General features: G+C 72.7%; 18 protein-coding genes. 7 read left to right on the top strand and 11 right to left on the bottom strand.

The genetic code is table 11. The features are described 5' to 3' along the window. Positions 1 to 203 precede the first annotated feature (203 nt). Both ACIBAI_RS13250 and ACIBAI_RS13245 read left to right on the top strand, forming a co-directional pair. Positions 204 to 1,508, top strand: a complete 1,305-nt coding sequence (locus tag ACIBAI_RS13250; RefSeq protein ID WP_399033707.1) for a M18 family aminopeptidase — start codon at positions 204 to 206, stop codon at positions 1,506 to 1,508. A 113-nt stretch (positions 1,509 to 1,621) separates the two neighbouring features. Next, a complete protein-coding gene (locus ACIBAI_RS13245; protein WP_399033705.1) occupies positions 1,622 to 1,873 on the top strand; it encodes a DUF6458 family protein in 252 nt (83 codons plus the stop codon). 89 nt (positions 1,874 to 1,962) lie between these two features. On the opposite strand, the gene ACIBAI_RS13240 is transcribed toward ACIBAI_RS13245, so the two are convergent. Further along, on the bottom strand, positions 1,963 to 3,837 hold the full coding sequence (locus ACIBAI_RS13240) for a thioredoxin-like domain-containing protein (RefSeq protein WP_399033703.1): 1,875 nt from the start codon (positions 3,835 to 3,837) through the stop codon (positions 1,963 to 1,965). Positions 3,838 to 4,054: 217 nt separating this feature from the next. On the opposite strand from ACIBAI_RS13240, the gene ACIBAI_RS13235 reads away from it, so the two are divergent. Further along, positions 4,055 to 4,549: an LURP-one-related/scramblase family protein gene (locus ACIBAI_RS13235; protein WP_399033701.1), complete on the top strand. Its 495-nt coding sequence runs from the start codon at positions 4,055 to 4,057 to the stop codon at positions 4,547 to 4,549. A 12-nt stretch (positions 4,550 to 4,561) separates the two neighbouring features. On the opposite strand, the gene ACIBAI_RS13230 is transcribed toward ACIBAI_RS13235, so the two are convergent. Next, a complete protein-coding gene (locus ACIBAI_RS13230; RefSeq protein ID WP_399033699.1) occupies positions 4,562 to 5,356 on the bottom strand; it encodes a carbon-nitrogen family hydrolase in 795 nt (264 codons plus the stop codon). Positions 5,357 to 5,574: 218 nt separating this feature from the next. Between ACIBAI_RS13230 and ACIBAI_RS13225 the strand changes: the two genes are divergently transcribed. Then, positions 5,575 to 6,399, top strand: a complete 825-nt coding sequence (locus ACIBAI_RS13225) for a maleylpyruvate isomerase family mycothiol-dependent enzyme (RefSeq protein ID WP_399033697.1) — start codon at positions 5,575 to 5,577, stop codon at positions 6,397 to 6,399. A gap of 46 nt (positions 6,400 to 6,445) precedes the next feature. Here the strand turns inward: ACIBAI_RS13225 and ACIBAI_RS13220 are convergent, their stop codons facing one another. Together ACIBAI_RS13220 and ACIBAI_RS13215 are read right to left on the bottom strand one after the other, a co-directional pair. Beyond that, positions 6,446 to 7,744: a nitrate/nitrite transporter gene (locus tag ACIBAI_RS13220; protein ID WP_399033695.1), complete on the bottom strand. Its 1,299-nt coding sequence runs from the start codon at positions 7,742 to 7,744 to the stop codon at positions 6,446 to 6,448. Beyond that, positions 7,741 to 8,391 carry a GntR family transcriptional regulator gene (locus tag ACIBAI_RS13215; protein WP_399033693.1) on the bottom strand — a complete coding sequence of 217 codons (651 nt, stop codon included), beginning with the start codon at positions 8,389 to 8,391 and terminating at the stop codon, positions 7,741 to 7,743. The genes ACIBAI_RS13220 and ACIBAI_RS13215 overlap by 4 nt, the downstream gene beginning before the upstream one ends. Positions 8,392 to 8,616: 225 nt before the next feature. On the opposite strand from ACIBAI_RS13215, the gene ACIBAI_RS13210 reads away from it, so the two are divergent. Next, entirely contained in the window at positions 8,617 to 9,519 is a 903-nt protein-coding gene (locus ACIBAI_RS13210) for a D-alanyl-D-alanine carboxypeptidase family protein (RefSeq protein WP_399033691.1), read from the top strand. 87 nt (positions 9,520 to 9,606) lie between these two features. On the opposite strand, the gene ACIBAI_RS13205 is transcribed toward ACIBAI_RS13210, so the two are convergent. Both ACIBAI_RS13205 and ACIBAI_RS13200 read right to left on the bottom strand, forming a co-directional pair. After that, positions 9,607 to 9,825 carry a DUF397 domain-containing protein gene (locus ACIBAI_RS13205; protein WP_399033689.1) on the bottom strand — a complete coding sequence of 73 codons (219 nt, stop codon included), beginning with the start codon at positions 9,823 to 9,825 and terminating at the stop codon, positions 9,607 to 9,609. Positions 9,826 to 9,830: 5 nt separating this feature from the next. Beyond that, the gene (locus tag ACIBAI_RS13200; RefSeq protein ID WP_399033686.1) at positions 9,831 to 10,712 is read right to left on the bottom strand and encodes a helix-turn-helix domain-containing protein; all 882 of its coding nucleotides are present in this window, start codon (positions 10,710 to 10,712) and stop codon (positions 9,831 to 9,833) included. A gap of 200 nt (positions 10,713 to 10,912) precedes the next feature. Between ACIBAI_RS13200 and ACIBAI_RS13195 the strand changes: the two genes are divergently transcribed. Beyond that, on the top strand, positions 10,913 to 11,350 hold the full coding sequence (locus ACIBAI_RS13195) for an ATP-binding protein (RefSeq protein WP_399033684.1): 438 nt from the start codon (positions 10,913 to 10,915) through the stop codon (positions 11,348 to 11,350). A 217-nt stretch (positions 11,351 to 11,567) separates the two neighbouring features. Here ACIBAI_RS13195 and ACIBAI_RS13190 read toward each other — a convergent pair whose 3' ends face one another. The 5 genes from ACIBAI_RS13190 to ACIBAI_RS13170 form a co-directional block, all read right to left on the bottom strand. Next, entirely contained in the window at positions 11,568 to 12,026 is a 459-nt protein-coding gene (locus tag ACIBAI_RS13190) for a MarR family winged helix-turn-helix transcriptional regulator (RefSeq protein WP_399033682.1), read from the bottom strand. Positions 12,027 to 12,973: 947 nt separating this feature from the next. After that, positions 12,974 to 14,386 (bottom strand): dihydrolipoamide acetyltransferase family protein, encoded by a 1,413-nt coding sequence (locus tag ACIBAI_RS13185; RefSeq protein WP_399033680.1) that lies wholly within the window; start codon positions 14,384 to 14,386, stop codon positions 12,974 to 12,976. 10 nt (positions 14,387 to 14,396) lie between these two features. Continuing rightward, positions 14,397 to 15,377, bottom strand: a complete 981-nt coding sequence (locus ACIBAI_RS13180; RefSeq protein ID WP_344600506.1) for an alpha-ketoacid dehydrogenase subunit beta — start codon at positions 15,375 to 15,377, stop codon at positions 14,397 to 14,399. A 1-nt stretch (position 15,378) separates the two neighbouring features. Then, positions 15,379 to 16,572 (bottom strand): pyruvate dehydrogenase (acetyl-transferring) E1 component subunit alpha, encoded by a 1,194-nt coding sequence (gene pdhA / locus ACIBAI_RS13175; protein ID WP_399033679.1) that lies wholly within the window; start codon positions 16,570 to 16,572, stop codon positions 15,379 to 15,381. A gap of 526 nt (positions 16,573 to 17,098) precedes the next feature. Then, positions 17,099 to 18,751, bottom strand: coding sequence for a protein kinase (locus ACIBAI_RS13170; protein ID WP_399033677.1), 1,653 nt, complete (start codon positions 18,749 to 18,751; stop codon positions 17,099 to 17,101). A gap of 391 nt (positions 18,752 to 19,142) precedes the next feature. Between ACIBAI_RS13170 and ACIBAI_RS13165 the strand changes: the two genes are divergently transcribed. Continuing rightward, on the top strand, positions 19,143 to 20,792 hold the full coding sequence (locus ACIBAI_RS13165; RefSeq protein ID WP_399033675.1) for a protein kinase: 1,650 nt from the start codon (positions 19,143 to 19,145) through the stop codon (positions 20,790 to 20,792). Positions 20,793 to 20,804: the final 12 nt, after the last annotated feature.

Genomic DNA, 20,804 nt, shown 5'->3' with positions numbered 1-20,804 from the left:
CCCGGGCGGGCCGCGGGACGCGCGCCCGGGAGGCCGCGGTCCCCCTCCCGGACGGCTCGCCGGGCGCGCCCTCGGAGGGGCCTCGGGGCGCACGCCTTCCCGGAGGCGGGGCGCGCCGCGGTCCCACGCACCCCGCACCGCCCCGCCACCGGACGCCCCGGCCGCGCTGGGGCCCTCCGCCGCCGAGCCTTATGGTGGCTGCCATGAGCGAACCCTCCCGCTTCGACCGCGGCCACACCGACGATCTGATGTCCTTCCTGGCGGCCGGCCCGTCGCCGTACCACGCGGTGGCCGGCACCGCGGAACGGCTGGAGAAGGCGGGCTTCCGACGGGTCGCGGAGACGGACGCCTGGGACGGGAGGAGCGGCGGCAGGTACGTGCTGCGCGGCGGCGCGATCGTGGCCTGGTACGTCCCCGAGGGCGCCGCGCCGCACACGCCGTTCCGGATCGTCGGCGCGCACACCGACTCCCCCACCCTGCGGGTCAAGCCGCTCCCGGACACCGGCGCGCACGGCTGGCGCCAGGTGGCCGTCGAGATCTACGGCGGGCCGCTGCTGAACTCCTGGCTCGACCGCGACCTGGGCCTGGCCGGCCGGCTCACCCTGCGCGACGGCACCACCCGCCTGGTCAACGTCGACCGGCCGCTGCTGCGCGTCCCCCAGCTGGCGATCCACCTCGACCGCTCGGTGTCCGCGGAGGGCCTGAAGCTCGACAAGCAGCAGCACATGCAGCCCGTCTGGGGGCTCGGCGGCGACGTCCGCGACGGCGACCTGATCGCCTTCCTGGAGGAGGCCTCGGGGCTGCCCGCGGGCGAGGTGACCGGCTGGGACCTGATGGTCCACTCCGTGGAGCCCCCGGCGTACCTCGGCCGGGACCGGGAGCTGGTCGCGGGCCCGCGCATGGACAACCTGCTGTCGGTGCACGCGGGCGCGGCGGCGCTCGCGGCGGTGGCGACCGGGCCCGGCGCCGCCGACCTGCCGTACATCCCGGTGCTGGCCGCCTTCGACCACGAGGAGAACGGCTCCCAGTCGGACACCGGCGCGGACGGCCCGCTGCTCGGCAACGTGCTGGAGCGCTCGGTGTTCGCGCGCGGCGGCTCGTACGAGGACCGGGCGCGGGCCCTGGCGGGCACGGTCTGCCTGTCCTCCGACACCGGCCACGCCGTCCACCCCAACTACCCGGAGCGGCACGACCCGACGCACCGCCCGCGGGTCAACGGCGGGCCGATCCTCAAGGTCAACGTCAACAACCGCTACGCCACGGACGGTTCGGGCCGCGCGGTGTGGGCCGCGGCCTGCGAGAAGGCCGGCGTCCCCTTCCAGTCGTTCGTCTCCCACAACTCCATGCCGTGCGGCACGACGATCGGCCCGATCACCGCGGCCCGGCACGGCATCCGGACCGTGGACGTCGGCGTGGCCATCCTGTCGATGCACAGCGCGCGGGAGTTGTGCGGCGCCGACGACCCGTACCTGCTGGCCAACGCGCTGGCGGCCTTCCTGGAGGGGTAGGCCGGGAGGAAGAACGACGCGCCGCCGCATGGGTGTTGGGCCTCGGGGTACCCGCAGGGAACCGGAACGACCGGAAAGCCCGGAACGACCGGATCCACAGGGAGGCGACACTCATGGGCCTCGGCGGGTGCATCATCCTCATCGCCGTGGGAGCCATCCTCACGTTCGCGACCGACTGGGACATGCAGGGGGTCAACCTCGATCTGGTCGGCATCATCCTGATGATCGTCGGCCTGATCGGCGTCTCGACGTTCAGCAGCATCGCCCGGCGCCGGCGCGTGGTGGTGCCGCCCACGACGCCGGTCGTCGACGACCCGGCGGTACCGCACCGCCGCGACGGCTACAGCGACGGCTACGGCGTCTGACGCCACGGGCACGCGGAACGGGAACGGACGCGGACACGGCTCCGAGACGGGCGTGACACACCGGACAGGTGCGTCACGCCCGGCACGTGTCAGGCGCCGGCCGCGCCGGCCCCCGCGCCCTCCCCGGCCCTCTCGGCCCCTTCGGCCCCCTCGTCCATGCCTGCCAGCACCAGCGGCAGCCGGTCCGCCCCGCCCTCGGTGAGGCGGACCGGCACGCCCCAGTCCTGCTGGTGGACGTGGCAGGCCGGGTACTCGTTGGCCGGGTCGTCGTCGCAGGAGGCCGCCATCGCGGAGACGTGCAGCACGCCCTCCGGGACGGCGGGATCGAGCGCGAGGGTGCGGGACAGCTCGGTTCCCGCGCCCGCCCCGTCCAGCAGCAGCCCGGGCGGGGTGGCGGAGACCAGCAGCCGGGTCGAGGGGCCGTAGCGGGTGTCCAGCTTCTGGCCCGCCGGGGCCTGGAAGATCACGTCCAGCCGGAGCCGGCCCGGGGCGACCTCGGTGGCGGCCCGCCGGGTGCGGTGGGCGACGGCGGCGACCTTGACCGCCTCCTCCGGCAGCCGCAGCCGGGTCAGGCGGTGCCGGGCGGACTCCACGACCACGATGTCGTCGCCGACCAGGACGGCGTCGCTGGGCTCCCGCAGGTCGGTGGCCAGGGTGGTCACCTCGCCGGTCGCGGGGTCGTAGCGGCGCAGGGCGTGGTTGTAGGTGTCGGCGACGGCGACCGAGCCGTCGGGCAGCGCGGTCACCCCCAACGGGTGCTGGAACAGGGCCTGTTCGGCGGCGCCGTCGCGGTGCCCGAAGTCGAACAGGCCGGTGCCGACGGCGGTGTGGACGCTGCCGTCGGCGTCCACCCAGCGCAGGGCGGACGTCTCGGAGTCGGCCAGCCACAGCCGCTCGGGCGTGGCCGCGAGCCCCGACGGCTGGGCGAACCAGGCCTCGGCGCCCGGCCCGTCGACGAGCCCCTCGTTGGTCGTGCCGGCCGTGACGGCCACCGTGTCGCCCTCCGGGTCGTACGCCCACAGCTGGTGGACGCCGGCCATGGCGATCCAGACCCGGCCCCGCCACCAGGCCACGTCCCAGGGCGAGGACAGGTCGACCTCGCGCGCGGGGCCCGAGGTCGGGGAGCCCTGCCACCACTGCCTGCCGGTGCCCGCGAGGGTCGTGACCTCGCCGGTGGCCGGGTCCAGCCGCCGCAGGGCGTGGTTGACGGTGTCGGCCACCACGACGGAGCCGTCGTCGAGGAGGGCCAGGCCCTGCGGCTCGTTGAACGCCGCCGCGTCGGCCGGGCCGTCGGTGAAGCCGCGCGCGCCGGAGCCGATCCGGCGCACGACGCTCTCCCCGTCCGCCGCCAGCTCCACCAGCTGGTGCCGGGTGGTGTCGCTGACCAGGAAGTTCCCCGACGGCAGCAGGATCGCCTTGCCCGGGAAGCGCAGCACCGTCGGCTCCGGCTCCGGCGGCACGTACGGGCCGTCGCCGCGGCGCAGCGTGCCCTTCGCGGCGTGCTCGGCCTCCAGCTCGGTCACCAGCCGCTCGATGGCGTGCACATGCCCCTCACCGGCGTGCTGGGCGACGACGTACCCCTCGGGGTCGATCACCACGAGCGTCGGCCACGCGCGCACCGCGTACTGCTTCCAGGTGGCCAGCTCGGGGTCGTCGAGCACCGGGTGCTCCACGCCGTACCGCTCGACGGCGTCGACCACCGCCGCGTGATCGGCCTCGTGCACGAACTTCGGCGAGTGCACCCCGATCACCACGACCGTGTCCCGGTGTTTGGCCTCCAGTTCGCGCAGCTCGTCCAGGACGTGCAGACAGTTGATGCAGCAGAACGTCCAGAAGTCCAGGATGACGATGCGTCCCCGCAGGTCCGCGAGGGTGTACTGGGTGCCGCCCGTGTTCAGCCAGCCGCCCTTGCCGGTCAGCTCGGGGGCGCGGACGCGAGCGCGTCGGGGTGCCGAGTGGTTCATGCGTCCAAGGGTGCCACCCGACGCCGGCGATCACGTCGGCGCATGCCCCCTGGCGGCCTCCGCGCGGCCCGGCACGTCGTCGCGGCGGCCGCCGGCGGTACGGGCCCCGGCGAGCCCGAGCCGCGGGATCGCGGTGGGGACCGGGGCACGCGACCGGGCTCAGCCCATCGGCCTACCGGCGGCGTTTCGGACCGGCCCCCGGGGAAGCGCTCCTCCCATGAGATTCCTCGTGTACGACCGGCTCCTCGGCATCGGCGACGACCACTGGATCGAGGACGACCGCGGCGACAAGGCCTTCCTCGTCGACGGCAAGGCGCTGCGCCTGCGGGACACCTGGGAGCTGAAGGACGCCCGAGGGCGCGTCCTGATCGGCATCCACCGGAAGATGCTCGCCCTGCGGGACACGATGGTGATCGAGCGGGCCGGCGAGCCCCTGGCCACCGTCCGGCGCAAGCGGCTGTCGCTGCTGCGCAACCACTACCTGATCTCCCTGGCCGACGGCACGGAACTCGACGTCAGCGGCAAGATCCTGGACCGCGAGTTCGCCGTCGAGTACGACGGCGAACTCCTCGCGGTGATCTCCCGCCGCCTGCTCACCGTCCGCGACACCTACGGCATCGACATCGTCCGCGAGGACGCGGACCCGGCGCTGCTGATCGCGGTGACGATGTGCGTGATCCACCTGGCGGAGAAGGAACGGGAGGACGAGTAGGGTCCGCGCCGGTCAGCCCCGCGGCGGGGCCAGCCCCAGCACCCGGTCCTTCAGCGCCGGGAACTGCTCCCGGGTCGTCGCCACCTTCCCGGGGTCGAACTCCACGGTGAGGACCTCCTCGCCGGCGCCGGCCTCGGCCAGCACCTCGCCCCACGGGTCGACCGCGAACGAGTGCCCCGCCTGCTGAATCCCCGCGTGCGTCCCGGCCGTTCCGCACGCCAGCACGAACGCCTGGTTCTCCACCGCCCGCGCCCGGGCCAGCAGCGTCCAGTGCGCCCGGCGGCGCTCCGGCCAGCCCGCCGAGACGACGAGGGTCTCGGCGCCGGCGTCGACCAGGCCGCGGAAGAGCTCGGGGAAGCGCAGGTCGTAGCAGGTGGCCACGCCGAGGGTGGTCGACGGCAGGCGCACCGTCACCAGTTCCTCGCCCGCGCCCATCAGCACGGCCTCGCCCTTGTCGAAGCCGAACCGGTGGATCTTGCGGTAGGCGGCGGCCTGCTCACCGGAGGGGGAGAAGACCAGCGACGTGTTGTACAGCGTCCCGTCCGGGTCCCGCTCCGGGATCGACCCCGCGTGCAGCCACACCCCGGCGTCGCTCGCGGCCTTCGCCATCGCCTCGTACGTCGGCCCCTGGAGCGGCTCGGCCGCGGGGCCGAACTCCTCGTAGGCGAACGCCCCGGTGGTCCACAGCTCCGGGAGCACGACGAGATCGGCTCCGGCCTGATCCCGTACCAGGTCGGCGACCCGCCGACGCCGGTTTTCAACCGATTCGCCCTCTTCTACGGCGACTTGGATCAGCGAGGCGCGCACACTACCACCGTCCTGGTAAAGGAGCCTTCCACACCGGCCTACGATCGTCACACGAAAGCACTGCCGGGGTGCCGTACAGCAGCGTAACTTGGGGGTCCCCCTTGTTCGAGCGAGCCGAGAGCCGGGGGGAGCTCCACGACACCCGCCGACAGCCGCCGCCTCCACCGGCAAAGCCGCCACCAACTGCCCGTGTCACGACCGCCGAGGGGTCCCGTTCCGTGAGTCTGCATCCCACCCTCCAGCCCTACGCCGACGCCTGGACTCACTCCATCGAGGCGATATCCGAGCTGGTCCAGCCGCTCGTGGAGGCAGACTGGAACCGCCGGACACCGTGCCCGGCGTGGTCCGTGCGCGACGTCGTCTCCCACGTCATGGGCCTGGACTCGGAGATGCTGGGCGACCCGCGGCCCATCCACTCGCTCCCGCGCGACCTGTTCCACGTCGTCACCGACCACCAGCGCTACATGGAGCTGCAGGTCGACGCCCGCCGCCACCACACGGCGCCCGAGATGACGGCCGAACTGGAGTACATGATCATCCGGCGCAACCGCCAGCTGCGGAACGAGTCGCGTGATCCGGGCACGAAGGTGCGCGGCCCGCTCGGCATCGAACTCACCCTGGAGGAGTCGATGCGCCGGCACGCGTTCGACGTGTGGGTGCACGAACAGGACCTGCGCACCGCCCTCGGCCGTCCCGGCAACCTCGACTCCCCCGGCGCGCACGTCGCCCGCGACGTGCTGCTCGCCGAGCTCCCCCGGGTGGTGGCCGAGCGGACGGACGCGCCCCGCAGTTCGGCCGTCGTCTTCGACGTGCACGGCCCGGTCGAGTTCCTGCGCACGGTCCGCGTCGACATGCAGGGCCGCGGCACCCTGGAGGCGGTCCCCGCCCTCGGCCCCGCCGCCACCCTCGCCCTCGACTGGGAGACGTACGTCCGCCTGGCCTGCGGCCGGGTCGCACCGGAGGCGGTGGCGGACCGGGTGAAGACGGAGGGCGACCCGGAGCTGGCGGCGGCCATCCTGCGGAACTTCGCGGTGACGCCGTAACGGGGCCGGGGGGCGGACGGCCCCCCGGAGACGCCGGCGCCGGTTCCTACGCGGGAACGTGCACCGTCTCCACCCGGCTCGCGACCAGCCGCTCGCGTTCCCGCCGGGCCGCCCGCCGCCGCAGCCGCAGGATCTGGCTCACGCCCAGCGCCTGGAGCAGGAAGACCGCGGAGAACGCGACGGTGTAGTCGTCGCCGGTGGCGTCCAGCAGCACGCCGACGGCGAACAGCGTGGTCATCGAGGCGACGAAGCCGCCCATGTTGGTGATGCCGGACGCCGTCCCCTGCCGCTCGGGCGGGTTCGCCGGCCGCGCGAAGTCGAAGCCGATCATCGACGCCGGGCCGCACGCCCCGAGGACCACGCACAACACCACCAGCAGCCACATCGGCGCGTGGCCGGCCGGGTACAGCAGCGTCGCCGCCCACAGCACGGCCGTCGCCCCGACCGTGCCGAGCGCCAGCGGCAGCCGCGCCCCGTGGTGCCGGGCGATGATCTGCCCGTACACCAGGCCGATCGCCATGTTCGACAGCACGACGAGCGTGAGCAGTTCCCCGGCCGCGGCCCGGGACAGCCCCTGCGCCTGGACCAGGAACGGCAGCCCCCACAGCAGCAGGAACACCATCGCGGGGAACTGCGTGGTGAAGTGCACCCACAGCCCGAGCCGCGTCCCCGGCTCCCGCCAGGAGGCGGCGATCTGCCGGCGGACGTACGCCGCCCCCTGGTGCGGCAGCGGCTCCGGCTCGTGCCCCTCGGGGTGGTCCTTGAGGAACAGCAGCGTCAGCACCAGCACCACGACGCCCGCGAGCGCGCTGCCCGCGAACGCCGCCGTCCAGCCGACGCCGTGCAGCAGCCGGGCCAGCACCAGCGTGGAGACCAGGTTGCCCGCCATGCCGGCCAGCCCCGCGAGCTGGGCGACCAGCGGCCCGCGCCGCGCCGGGAACCAGCGCGTGCCCAGCCGCAGCACGCTGATGAAGGTCAGCGCGTCCCCGCAGCCGAGCAGCGCCCGCGAGGCGAGCGCCGTCCCGTACGACGGCGAGAAGGCGAACCCGAGCTGCCCGGCCGTGAAGAGCACGGTCCCGATGGTCAGCACCTTCTTGGTGCCGAGCCGGTCGACCAGCAGGCCGACGGGTATCTGCATGCCCGCGTAGACCAGCAGCTGCAGGATCGAGAACGTCGACAGCGCGGAGGCGCCCACGTGGAAGCGGTCGGCGGCGTCGAGGCCGGCCACGCCCAGCGACGTGCGGAAGATGACGGCGACGAAGTAGACGGCGACGCCGATGCCCCAGACGGCGACGGCGCGGCGGCCGCCCGGCGGATCGCCGGGCAGGGCGGTGGCGGCGCTCATCGGACCTCCCCCCGGGCCAGGTGCGAGAACCAGCCGACGTGCCGGTGGACGACCCCGACGGCCGCCTCCGCGTCGCCGGAGCGCAGCGCGTCGAGGATCTCCTCGTGCTCGGTGAGGGTCTTGGCGATCCGGTCGGGGTGGGAGTGCATGACGGCGACGCCCATGCGCAGCTGGCGGTCGCGGAGCTGGTCGTAGAGGCGGGAGAGGATCTCGTTGCCGCCGCTGCGGACGATCTCGGCGTGGAAGCAGCGGTCGGAGACGGCGGCCGCGGCGAGGTCGCCGGCCGCGGCCTGCGCCTTCTGCTGTTCGAGCAGCTCCTCCAGCCGCTCGATCAGGCCGGGCGGGGCGGGCACGGCCTTGCGCGCCGCGTGCTCCTCGACCAGCAGCCGCGTCTCCACCACGTCCGCGATCTCCTGGGCGGACACGGGCAGGACGAGGGCGCCCTTCTTCGGGTAGAGCCTGATCAGCCCCTCGACCTCCAGCCTCAGCAGCGCCTCGCGCACCGGGGTGCGCGAGACCCCCACGGCCTCGGCGAGCTCGCCCTCGGTGAGCAGGGTGCCGCCCTCGTAGCGGCGGTCGAGGACGCCCTGTTTGACATGGCTGTAGACGCGGTCGGCGGCGGGAGGTTGCTTCACGGCGAGGGTCATGCCGACAGGATAGATACAACACGTACGCATGGGCGGGTCCGTTCACCATGCGGACGTGTCACCGCGACCGCGCCGGAGGCCGCCGCACCGGCGGAAAAGGAAGCGTGTCCCGGCGGGCGCACAACCATCTGTGCTAGTTACGAGTCACACAGACGCGGCCCCGTGCTGTTCCGACGTCAATCCGGCCGCACCGCAGGGGCATTCAACGTAATCGGGGTACCTCACTTGATAAACGGCATTCAGGGCATCCGCCTCCGCAGAGCCGCCGCCGTCGCGATGACCACCGGCGCCGTACTCGCCTCCGGTGCCCTCCACGCGGCGCCCGCCCAGGCCGCCACCGCGCCCACGATCGTCGCCAAGGGCGGCTACGCGATGAACAACGCGAACAGCAAGACGCTGTACACCAAGAAGGCGGACACCAGGCTCTCCACCGGCTCCACGACGAAGATCATGACCGCGAAGGTCGTGCTCGCGCAGCCGAACCTCAACCTGGACGCCAAGGTCACGATCCAGATGGCGTACAGCGACTACATCGTGAAGAACAACGCCTCCTCGGCGCGTCTGATCGTCGGCGACAAGGTCACCGTCCGTCAGCTGCTGTACGGCCTGATGCTGCCGTCCGGCTGCGACGCGGCGTACGCGCTCGCCGACAAGTTCGGCTCGGGCTCGACCCGGGCGGCGCGGGTGAAGTCGTTCATCGGCAAGATGAACACCACGGCCAAGAGCCTGGGCATGACGAACACGCACTTCGACTCGTTCGACGGCATCGGCAACGGCGCCAACTACTCCACCCCGCGCGACCTGACGAAGCTCGCCAGCAACGCGCTGAAGAACTCCACGTTCCGCACGATCGTCAAGACCAAGTCGTACACGGCCAAGACGATCACCAAGACCGGCAGCACCCGGACGATGGCCGCGTGGAAGAACACCAACGGGCTGCTCAGCAGCTACAGCGGCACGATCGGCGTGAAGACCGGCTCCGGCCCGGAGGCGAAGTACTGCCTGGTCTTCGCCGCCACCCGCAACGGCAAGACCGTCATCGGCACGGTCCTCGCCTCGTCCTCCACCGCCCAGCGCGAGGCGGACGCCAAGAAGCTGCTGAACTACGGCTTCGCCCAGCTCGGCTGACACCCGCCGGGCACCGACAGCGCGGGAGGGCCCGCCGTCCGCCGGGGAGGCGGGCGGCGGGCCCTCCCGTCGTCGCCGGAACGCTCCTCAGCGGCCGGCCGGATCCACCGCCGGTGCCGCGGCCGCGCGGTGCGCCTCCGCCGTGAACGCGGCCCACACCGCGGGCGTGAACGTCAGTATCGGCCCGTCGGCGTCCTTGGAGTCACGGACGGCTATGGAGCCGGGTATGTTGCGGGCGACTTCGACGCACTCCTGGCCGGCATTGCCACCGCTGTAGCTGGACTTGACGAATTGGTATGCGGGCACGCCGACTACATCTCCTTCAAGATTCCGTCGATCAGCTCGACCGAGTTCCGCTGCGCGAGGCTCAACCGTGTGATGCGGTCGAAGAGCGTGTTGTGATGCGCGGCATCAGTATCGCTCTCCAACCAGACGGCCGACGAGGTGGTATCCACGTGGACCACGTCCAAGGCACCCGGCTCGGCGAACGACACGATGGTGAACGCGCTGGTCATTCCCGGATGCGCGCCGGCGATAAAGGGAAGCACCTGCAATTTCACGTTCGGCCGCCGGGCCGTGTCCAGCAGATGCCCCAGTTGCTCCCGCATGACCTCCCGCCCGCCGACCAGCTGACGTAGTGCGGCTTCGTGCACAACCGCCCACAACTCCAGCGGTGTCTCACCGTGGAGGCGTGCCTGACGCGCCATACGGGATTCGACGAAGGGCTCGATCTCGTCCACGTCCTCCCAGTGGCCGTTGCCGATGGCCAGGGCTCGCGCATAGTCCGGCGTCTGCAACAGGCCCGGAACGATCGCGAGCTGCCACGTCCGGACACTGGTCGCGATGTCCTCCAGCGCCACATACTCGACCATGGCCTCGAGCTGCGGATACTGATTCCACCAGCCGCGGGCCTTGCGACGCTCGCGGTCCGCCTTCGCAAGAGCCAGCAGCCTGCCGATCACCGCTTCGTCGTTCTGGCCGTACAGATGACACAGCGCCCTGATGTCCGGATCACGCATCGGGACCTGGCCTCGCTCGATCTTCGCGACCTTGGCGACGGACGCCGACAGTGCCTCGGCAGCGTGTGCCTGGCGCAACGAACACGCCTCGCGCAGCCTCAGGAGCTCCCCACCGAGCCGCCGCCCCAGCACCGTCGTGACCGTCTTCCCACGGTTGGGATCCCTGCCTGCCATTCCCACCCTCCCGAGGGGCATTGAATTTTCTGGCCGAATCAGTTGATGGCCACCCGTGCGGAAGACTACCGTCTGTGCCAGACCGCATACCCACTGGAATCGGCTGGCGGAAGTGCACCGTGCTGCCCGCACCCGGGCACCGCACGGCGAAGCCACCGCCCGGCCCCGAACTCCCCGCTCGCACCAGGAGAGGCGTTCCCGTGACCGACTGCTGCCCTCCCGACAGGCCCAAGGCGTACGACCGTTACGACGCCGTCAGCTACACCCCCTACCCTCAGAACGTCTCCCGCGCCCGCAGGCACGTCGCCCGGCTCGTCGCCGACTGGGGGCACCCCGGCACCGCAGCCGACGCGGCGCTGCTGGCCGGCGAGTTGTGCACGAACGCCTTGCTGCACGGGTGCCTGCGGGACCGCCTGTTCCGCGTGGAGACGTCCCTCACCGGCACCACCCTGCGCGTCGCCGTCACGGACCCGAGGGGCGAACGCCTGCCGGTGCCCCGCGCTTCCGGCCCCGGCGACCAGTTCGGCCGGGGCCTGCTGATCGTCCGCGCACTGGCCGACCGGTGGGCCGTGGAGCGGCTCACCGTGGGCAAGACGGTGTGGGCGGAGATGACCGTGCCGGGCGGGGCCGGTGCGTGATCCGCTCGGCCGCCCGTCCACCCGCGGCAGCAGTACCGCGGCCCCACGACGGCAGGAGGCGCGCACGGCAGCCGAGCGGCGGGACGCGGCGCCCGAGGCGCGGGAAGCCACCGGGTCCGCCGGTCGGGCCGTTCCGCGCGCCACCGGCGGGATCGGTACGGCTCTCCGCCTCGACCACCGCGTCGTTCGCCGACGAGTCGGCCTGCGCCGGTCGGTCTCAGTGGTGCCAAGCCCGCCCACCGGTGTTGTGGATGAATCGCTGCAGCACCTTGAGGGTGGTCAGGTACTCCTCGTCGGAGATGCCCGCGTGCCGTTCCGCCCACAGTTCGTCCTGGAGGGCCGCGGCCTTGTCGTAGAACGCCGCGCCTTCCGTCGTGATGCCGAGGCGTCCCTCGGCGTCCTCGGTGATCCAGCCTCGGGCGATGGTCTCGTCGATCTCCGACTCCATGGCTTCCGGGCCTGTGTCGAGGTAGTCCCGCAGGAGACGGGACACCTCGTCGCGGGTTTTGACGGTGTCGGCGCGTGCGACCTGCGCGACAACCCACCACTGCGGCTGGGTGGCGCCGATCCCCGCGAGGGCTTCCCGGGTGCGGGTGACGACGGCCTTGTAGGCCGCCCAACTCCAGTAGCCGATGGGCTGCTCGATAATTTCGGCATCGCTGTGCGAATACTCCACGGCCGGCTCCTCCGCCTCTGTTTGAACTGGTTCGAGAGGACGACCGTAGAAAGTCAACTTGACTTGAGGTCAATTCTGTTCGGCCGTGTTCCCTTCCTTCCGGTCGGGAGCGCCTTCGGGCCGGAGGGCTGCGGCATCGCCCGCTCCTCCTTCGTCTCGCTCCGCATGCTCATCCGACGCTCGACGAGCCGTTGTCGCCGGCACGGCCACCCCACCGCCCGAGGGCTCCCCGCCGGCAACGACGGTCCTGGAGAACCTCCCGTGCGCCTCCCGGGCGGGGCGTGGCCGGAGGCGATCGCCGAGCAGGAGGCGTTCGACGGGAAGCACCACGGGAGCGGTGAACTGTCCGGTGGCTACGGCCTGGAGCGGGCACAGGAGATCGCCGCGGACATGCCGTTCGTCGATGCGGAGCCGGTGGAGCTGTGGCCAGTGCTCCTCGGCGAACACGAGGCCGTGGCGGTCTCCTACCGCGAAACCGCCCGCCGCACCACCGGCGCCCCCGTCTCAGCGCCCGCGCCCACTTCCTGGGGAACCGCGCATGACGGCGTCGCGGACCGAACGCACCGCGGTCCGCCACGGAGTGCACGCACCCGGCGCCGACCGGCAAGTCCCGGCATCCGCCGGCGAGTTACTCGATCCCCGGTGGCCGAGCGGGGAATCCGGGGCCCGTGAGACCGACGGCGGCACCGTCACCGTCGAGATCCCCGACGGCGGGCGGCACGGCCCTTCGATCCCGTCCTGTGCGGGTGCGGCGGCCCCCCCCCCCCGGGGGGGGGCCCCCCCCCCCGGGCAGCCCCGGGGGGGGGGGGGGGTTGGGGGGTGGCCGGTACCCGCCCCCGCGGCCCCGGGCGTGGGGCCCCGGTGGCCCGCGCCCCCGCGGGCCCCCCCCCCGCGCCGGCCCGGGCCCGGCCCCCCCCCCCCGCGGGGGGGCCCCCCCCGCACCCGGCTCACGCCCAGGTGATCAGTCGCTTGGGCTGTTCCAGGATCGCCGCCACGTCGGCCAGGACCTTGGAGCCCAGTTCGCCGTCGACCAGGCGGTGGTCGAAGCTCAGCGCGAGGGTGGTGACCTGACGCGGCTTCACCTTGCCCTTGTGGACCCACGGCTGGAGCTTGATCGCGCCGACCGCGAGGATCGCGGACTCGCCGGGGTTGAGGATCGGCGTGCCGGTGTCGACGCCGAAGACGCCGACGTTGGTGATGGTGAGGGTGCCGCCCTGCATCGCGGCCGGGGAGGTCTTGCCCTCGCGGGCCGTCGTCACCAGCTCGCCCAGTGCCCGCGCCAGTTCCGGCAGCGTCTTGGCGTGGGCGTCCTTGATGTTCGGGACGATCAGGCCGCGCGGGGTCGCGGCGGCGATGCCCAGGTTGACGTAGTGCTTGACCACGATCTCCTGGGCCGCCTCGTCCCAGGACGCGTTGATGTCCGGGTTGCGCCGGACCGCGACCAGCAGGGCCTTGGCGATGAGCAGCAGCGGGTTCACGCGCAGGCCGGCGAACTCCTTGTCCTGCCTCAGCTCCTCGACCAGCTTCATCGTGCGCGTCACGTCGACCGTCACGAACTCCGTGACGTGGGGCGCCGTGAACGCCGAGCCGACCATCGCCGCCGCCGTCGCCTTGCGCACGCCCTTGACGGGGATGCGCGTCTCGCGGGCGGTGTCGTACGACACCGGCGCCGCGGCCGGGGCCGCGGTGACCGGGGAGACCGGGGCCTCGACGGCGGACTCGGGCGCCTTCGGCGGGGCCGCCGCCGCGTGCACGTCCTCGCGCGTGATGATGCCGTCCGGGCCGGTCGGGGTGACCGTCGCCAGGTCGACGCCGAGGTCCTTGGCCAGCTTGCGCACCGGGGGCTTGGCCAGGGGCCGCCGCTGGGGGACGGCCGTCGCGCCGTGGCCGTTCAGCTCGGCCTGGACCGCGGCCGCGGCCTGCTGGGCCTGGGCCGGGAGGGCCGGGGCCTGGGGCGCCGGGGGCTGCGCGCCCTTGCGGGGGCGGCGGCGGGTGGCGGAGGCGGCCACTCCGTAGCCCACCAGGACCGGCTGGCGGCCCTGCGGCTCCGGCTCCTCCCGCTGCGGCTCGGCGGGCGCCGGCGCGGGGGCCGCGGCGCCGCCCGCCACCTCCACCGCGATGATCGGCGTGCCCACGTCCACCGTGGTGCCCTCGGGGAAGTGCAGCTCGCGGACCACGCCGTCGTAGGGGATGGGCAGCTCGACGGCCGCCTTGGCCGTCTCCACCTCGCACACCACCTGCCCGTCGGTGACCGTGTCGCCGGGCTGGACGTACCACTTGAGGATCTCGGCCTCGGTGAGTCCCTCGCCCACGTCGGGCATCTTGAACTCGCGCACGGCCCCTTCAGTCATCGTCGTCACGGCCCTCTCCTCAGTACGCCAGCGAGCGGTCGACGGCGTCCAGCACCCGGTCCAGGTCGGGCAGGTAGGACTCCTCCAGGCGGGCCGGCGGGTACGGCGCGTGGTAGCCGCCGACCCGCAGCACCGGGGCCTCCAGGTGGTAGAAGCACCGCTCGGTGATCCGGGCGGCGATCTCCGCGCCCGAGCCGAAGAACACCGGCGCCTCGTGCACCACGACCAGGCGGCGGGTCTTCTCCACCGAGGCCTGGATCGAGTCGAAGTCGAGCGGGGAGACCGAGCGCAGGTCCAGCACCTCCAGGGACCTGCCCTCCTCCGCCGCCGCGTCCGCGACCTCCTGGCAGAGCTTGACCATCGGGCCGTACGCCACCAGCGTCAGGTCCGTGCCCTCACGGACCACGCGCGCGGCGTGCAGCGGATCCGGGATCGCCTCGGTGTTGACCTCGCCCTTGTCCCAGTAGCGCCGCTTGGGCTCGAAGAAGATCACCGGGTCGTCGCTCTGGATGGCCTGCTGCATCATCCAGTACGCGTCGGACGCGTTCGACGGGGAGACGATCTTCAGGCCCGCCACGTGCGCGAACAGGGCCTCCGGGGACTCCGAGTGGTGCTCGACCGCGCCGATGCCGCCGCCGTAGGGGATGCGGACGACGACCGGCAGCTTGACCTTGCCCAGCGAGCGGGCGTGCATCTTCGCCAGCTGCGTGACGATCTGGTCGTACGCCGGGAAGACGAAGCCGTCGAACTGGATCTCCACCACCGGGCGGTAGCCGCGCAGGGCGAGGCCGATCGCCGTGCCGACGATGCCCGACTCGGCGAGGGGGGTGTCGATGACGCGGCTCTCGCCGAAGTCCTTCTGCAGCCCGTCCGTGACGCGGAAGACGCCGCCGAGCTTGCCGACGTCCTCGCCCATCACGACGACCTTGGGGTCGGTGTCCAGGGCGCGGCGCAGCGACTCGTTGATCGCCTTGGCCAGGGCCATCTTCTCCACAGCCATGTCAGACCCCCTCTGCGTCCGTGAAGGACGCCTGGTAGGCGGCGAACCGGGCGCGCTCCTCGTCGACGAGCGCGTGGCCGTCCGCGTACGCGTGTTCGAAGATGGCGAAGTGGTCCGGGTCCGGCATGGCGCGGACCGCCTCGCGCACCCGCCTGCCCAACGCCTCGCTCTCGGTCTCCAGCTCCGCGAAGAATCCCTCGTCCGCGTGGCCCGATGCCTCCAGATGGCGGCGAAGGCGCAGGATCGGGTCCTTCGCCTCCCAGGCCAGCCGCTCCTCCTCGCCCCGGTACCGGGTGGGGTCGTCGGAGGTGGTGTGCGCGCCCATCCGGTACGTGAACGCCTCGACCAGGGTCGGGCCCGCGCCGCTGCGGGCCCGCTCCAGGGCCCACTTGGTGACGGCCAGGCACGCCAGGACGTCGTTGCCGTCGACGCGTACGCCGGGGAAGCCGTAGCCCTGCGCGCGCTGGTAGAGCGGGACGCGGGACTGCTTCTCGGTCGGCTCGGAGATGGCCCACTGGTTGTTCTGGCAGAAGAACACCACCGGGGCGTTGTAGACCGCGGAGAAGGTGAACGCCTCCGCGACGTCGCCCTGGCTGGAGGCGCCGTCGCCGAAGTAGGCGATCACCGCGCTGTCGGCGCCGTCCTTGGCCACGCCCATCGCGTAGCCCGTGGCGTGCAGCGTCTGCGAGCCGATGACGATCGTGTAGAGGTGGAAGTTGTTGCTGTTGGGGTCCCAGCCGCCGTTGTTCACGCCGCGGAACATGCCGAGCAGGTTGGTCGGGTCCACCCCCCGGCACCAGGCGACGCCGTGCTCGCGGTAGGTCGGGAAGACGTAGTCGTCCTCGCGGGTGGCCCGGCCGGAGCCGATCTGGGCGGCCTCCTGGCCCAGCAGCGAGGCCCACAGGCCCAGCTCGCCCTGGCGCTGCAGGGAGGTCGCCTCGGCGTCGAACCGCCGGGTGAGCACCATGTCGCGGTACAGGCCGCGGAGTTCCTCGGGGGTGAGGCCGGCGACGTAGGGGTCGTACTCGGCGTGCTCGACGCGCTCGCCCTCGGGCGTCAGCAGCTGCACGAGCTCCGGCTCGGCGTCCGGGGATTTCTTCGCTGTGGTGCGGGTGGTGCGCTTGGTGCCGGTGGTGCCGGCCTTGCCTCCGGCGCTGCGTCGCGGCTTGCGCGCGGCAGTGCTCTCCACGGTCACGTGTGCTCCTCCGTCGGTCCGGCGCCCGGGTTCGCCGGGTGCCAGTACGGCTCACCTGCTGCCCGACGGACGCACGGGGTGGGTGCGACCCGGTCGGGAACAGGCGTGACAGGTGCCCCGGCGAGCGCCCTGCAAAGGGCACGTTACCCAGTGCGCCACATATCTGTGAAACCCCTCCTGACCTGCGTTTTTGCTTGGATATCCAAGTAAATCGGCAACATCGGGAACAGGCACTGGTCACAGCCTTGCAGGGGGCCGGAACAACGGCACGTTATCCCGGTCACCCCGGGCACGGGAAGAGTTCGCGTGTGACGCGGATCGCTCGCGCCGGAACGGCGGAAACGGACATTCCGCCTCGGTGCCCGCGCCTGCCGCGCGGGAGGATCTCCGTCGCCGCCCGCGCGGCGCGCCGCGCCTGCGTGCGCCGCCCCGGCACCCCACGCGGGTGCGGCCCGGAGGGTGAGCGGCGCGCGGGCTCCCCCGCGCGCCCGAGCGCCGGCGGCGTGCGGGCCGGCCGGCGCGTCCGTCAGTTCCCGCCGCCGCCCAGAGCGCCGCCGCTCGTCAGGCCGTTGTCACCCGCGTCGCCCTCGCCCGCGTCGCCCTCGCCGGTGCCGTCGTCGCCGGTGCCGCCGGTGCCCGTGCCGTCGTCGCCGGTGCCGTCGTCACCCGTGCCGCCGGACGCCGGGTCCGTCGTCTCGGTGGGCTGGCTCGTCGGCTGGGTCTGCGTCGGCTGGCCGCCCGTCGGCTGCCCGCCCGTCGGCTCCTGGGTGGGCTGGTAGGACGGCTGGTACGACGGGACCCCCCAGCCCGAGCCGCTGGAGCCGGTGCCGGTGTCCTCCTCCGGGGAGGTGTCGGTGGACTCGTCCGTCGCCGCGTCGCTGGGCTCCTCGCTGGGCGAGGCCTCCTTGGAGGTCTGCGAGGCGGTCGGCGACTTCGACGGCTTGCCGGACCCGCCGTCGCCGCCATCGCTGTTCATGGCCAGCGCGACGCCCGCCACGACGGCGATCACCGCGAGCGCCGCGAGGATCCACAGCTTGCCGCGGCCGCCGCCCCGGTTGCCGTGCCCCTCGAAGCCGCCGTCGTCGCCGCCGTACCCGGCGGGCAGGATCGGCTGCGGGATCTGCGTGGTGCCGGCGCCCGAGTCGCCGGGGTGCGGCAGCACGGCCGTGCCCGCCAGGCCCGCCGCCGGGGTGTGCCGGCCGTCGTGCGCCTCGACCGGGCCGGTGTTCCAGGTGCCGGTGTGGCTGCCCTGCTCGTACAGCATCTGCAGCGCGTACTGGACCAGGCCGCGCATCTCCTCGGCGGTCTGGAAGCGGTCGTCCGGATCCTTGGCGAGGGAGCGCATGACCAGGCCGTCGAGCTCCGGCGGGCAGGCGTCCGAGGCCTCCGACGGGGGCGTCGGGATGTCCTGCACGTGCTGGTAGACCACCGACAGCGGGGTCTCGCCGGTGAACGGGGGACGCAGTGCCAGGAGTTCGTACAGCAGGCAGCCCGTCGCGTACAGGTCGGAGCGGTGGTCGACGGCCTTGCCGAGCGCCTGCTCCGGGGAGAGGTACTGCGGGGTGCCCATGACCATGCCGGTCTGCGTCATCGTCGTCGACGCCCCGTGCAGGGCGCGGGCGATGCCGAAGTCCATCACCTTCACGGCGCCGTTGTCGGTGATGATCACGTTGGCCGGTTTGATGTCGCGGTGCACGATCCCGTGCTGGTGCGAATAGGCCAGTGCCTCCAGGACGCCCGAGACGATGATCAGCGCCTGCTCGGGACCCGGGGCCTCGGCGTTCATCAGCAGATCGCGGATGGTGCGGCCCTCGACCAGCTCCATCACGATGTACGGCACGGACTGGCCGCCGACGAAGTCCTCGCCGGAGTCGTACACGGCGACGATCGCGTGGTGGTTGAGCCCTGCCACCGACTGCGCCTCACGCGTGAAGCGGGCCTTGGACACCGGGTCCTCGGCGAGGTCGGAGCGCAGCAGCTTGACCGCCACGGTACGCCCGAGGCGGACGTCCTCGGCGGCGAACACCTCGGCCATGCCGCCCCGTCCGAGTCTGCGGGTCAGCCGGTACCGGCCGTCCCCGACCAGCCCGCCGTTGCCCCAGGTCTCCGGCGCGTCTGACATACCGCCGCCAGTCGCCTCGGGGTCGGACGGGCCCTGGGCGCGCTGCTGCTGTGCCATCAGTCCTCGCCGTCGTTTCTGCCCGCGGTGCGCGCGGTGTTGTTACGGTCTCCGTCGGCCACGCTACAGCCTCCGCGCAAGCCTCCGGTCCGCGACGGGTGCCCGAACCGGCACGAGACGGACCGGTCATGAAACCCGCAGGGGCCGCCCCCGTGCAAATTCGTGTACCGGCCGTACGCCCGCTGTAACGCTTCCGCGACGCTTCCTTCGCGTACGGTCACGGAACGGGCACCTCGCTTGACGTGTCGGTGGCCTCGGGCAGACTTGGCCGGGAATAACACTTTCGATCAACGATCGTGATCGTGATCGGCGATCCGATCGAGGTGCCGGCCGACGGCATCGCGGTCGACGGCATCGTCGGCGCCGGGAAGGCTACGGGGGACGCAGGAGAATGAGCCAGGACGGCGCACAGGGCCAGTACGCGGGGCGGGCGCTCGCCGGCGGCCGCTATCAGCTGCGCGACCTGCTCGGTCAGGGCGGCATGGCCTCGGTGTACCTCGCGCACGACACCGTGCTCGACCGCCAGGTCGCGATCAAGACACTCCACACCGAACTGGGCCGGGAGCAGGCCTTCCGGGAGCGCTTCCGCCGCGAGGCCCAGGCCGTGGCGAGACTCACACACACCAACATCGTCTCGGTCTTCGACACCGGCGAGGACACCGCCTTCGACACCGGCTCCGGCGCGCCGACGCCGTACATCGTGATGGAGTACGTCGACGGCCGCCCGCTGGGCTCGGTGCTCGACGCGGACATCCGGCAGCACGGCGCCATGCCCGCCGACCAGGCCCTGAGGATCACGGCGGACGTGCTCGCCGCGCTGGAGATCAGCCACGAGATGGGCCTGGTCCACCGCGACATCAAGCCGGGCAACGTGATGATCACCAAGCGTGGTGTGGTCAAGGTCATGGACTTCGGCATCGCGCGCGCCATGCAGTCCGGTGTGACGTCGATGACACAGACCGGCATGGTCGTCGGCACGCCGCAGTACCTCTCGCCGGAACAGGCCCTCGGCCGGGGCGTCGACGCCCGCTCCGACCTGTACTCGGTCGGCATCATGCTGTTCCAGCTGGTCACCGGGCGGTTGCCGTTCGACGCGGACTCGCCGCTGGCCATCGCGTACGCGCACGTGCAGGAGGAGCCGCCGGTCCCGTCCTCGGTCAACCGCTCCCTGCCGCCGGCCGTGGACGCGCTGGTCGCCCGCGCGCTGAAGAAGAACCCGAACGAACGTTTCCCGAGCGCCGAGGCCATGCGGAGCGAGTGCCTGCGCGTGGCGGCGTCCTTCCAGGCGGCCCCGCCGAACATCGTGCCGGGCGCGCGGACGCCGAGCGGCGCGGGCGTCGGCTCCGCCGTGTTCCCGCCGGTCGACCAGGCCGCCCCGGCGCCCGCCGGCGACGTCCGGACGCCGTACCAGCCGGCGCCGGCCCCGAACCCGTACGGCACCGCGACGCCGTCCCCCGCCTACGGCTACCCGCAGCAGGGCGGCTATCCGGCGCCGGCCCCGACGGCGTACGCCCACCAGGGCGCCTCGACACCGCCGCCGTACACCATCGCGCCCCAGACCGCGGGCCAGGGCGGTCCGGCGGGCGGCGGCCGGGGCGTCAGGCCGGTGGTCATCGGCTCGATCGCCGTCTCCCTGCTGGCCGTCGGCGGACTGGTCGCGGCCCTGATGACGAGCGGCGGCAGCGACGACGAGGCCGGGGGCGGCGGCGCCACCGCGTCGGCGTCGGCGTCCAAGGCGGCGGGCTACCGCGGGCCGGACACCTCGAAGACGATCGACAAGGAGAAGTGCGAGGAGCCGCAGGAGTCCTACAACGACCCCGACAAGATCCGGCTCCCGGACTTCACCTTCAAGTACATCGGGTCGGTCAAGGAGTGCTTCCAGGCCGCCGGCTGGGAGATGAAGATCGTGGAGATCGACGAGAACACGTACGGCGAGGGCTCGGTCCGGGAGCAGTTCCCGCCGGCCGGCACGGACGTCGACCCGACGGACATGCCCGAGATCACGCTCAAGGTGTCGACGGGGAACCCGCCGTCGTCCTGACCCGGTGTGTCC

Origin of the sequence: Streptomyces sp. NPDC051041, from assembly GCF_044456065.1 — a bacterium.
Taxonomy (GTDB): Bacteria; Actinomycetota; Actinomycetes; order Streptomycetales; family Streptomycetaceae; genus Streptomyces; species Streptomyces glaucus.
The sequence above is the reverse complement of the archived record's forward strand: the minus strand, read 5'-3'. Positions and strand labels throughout refer to the sequence as shown.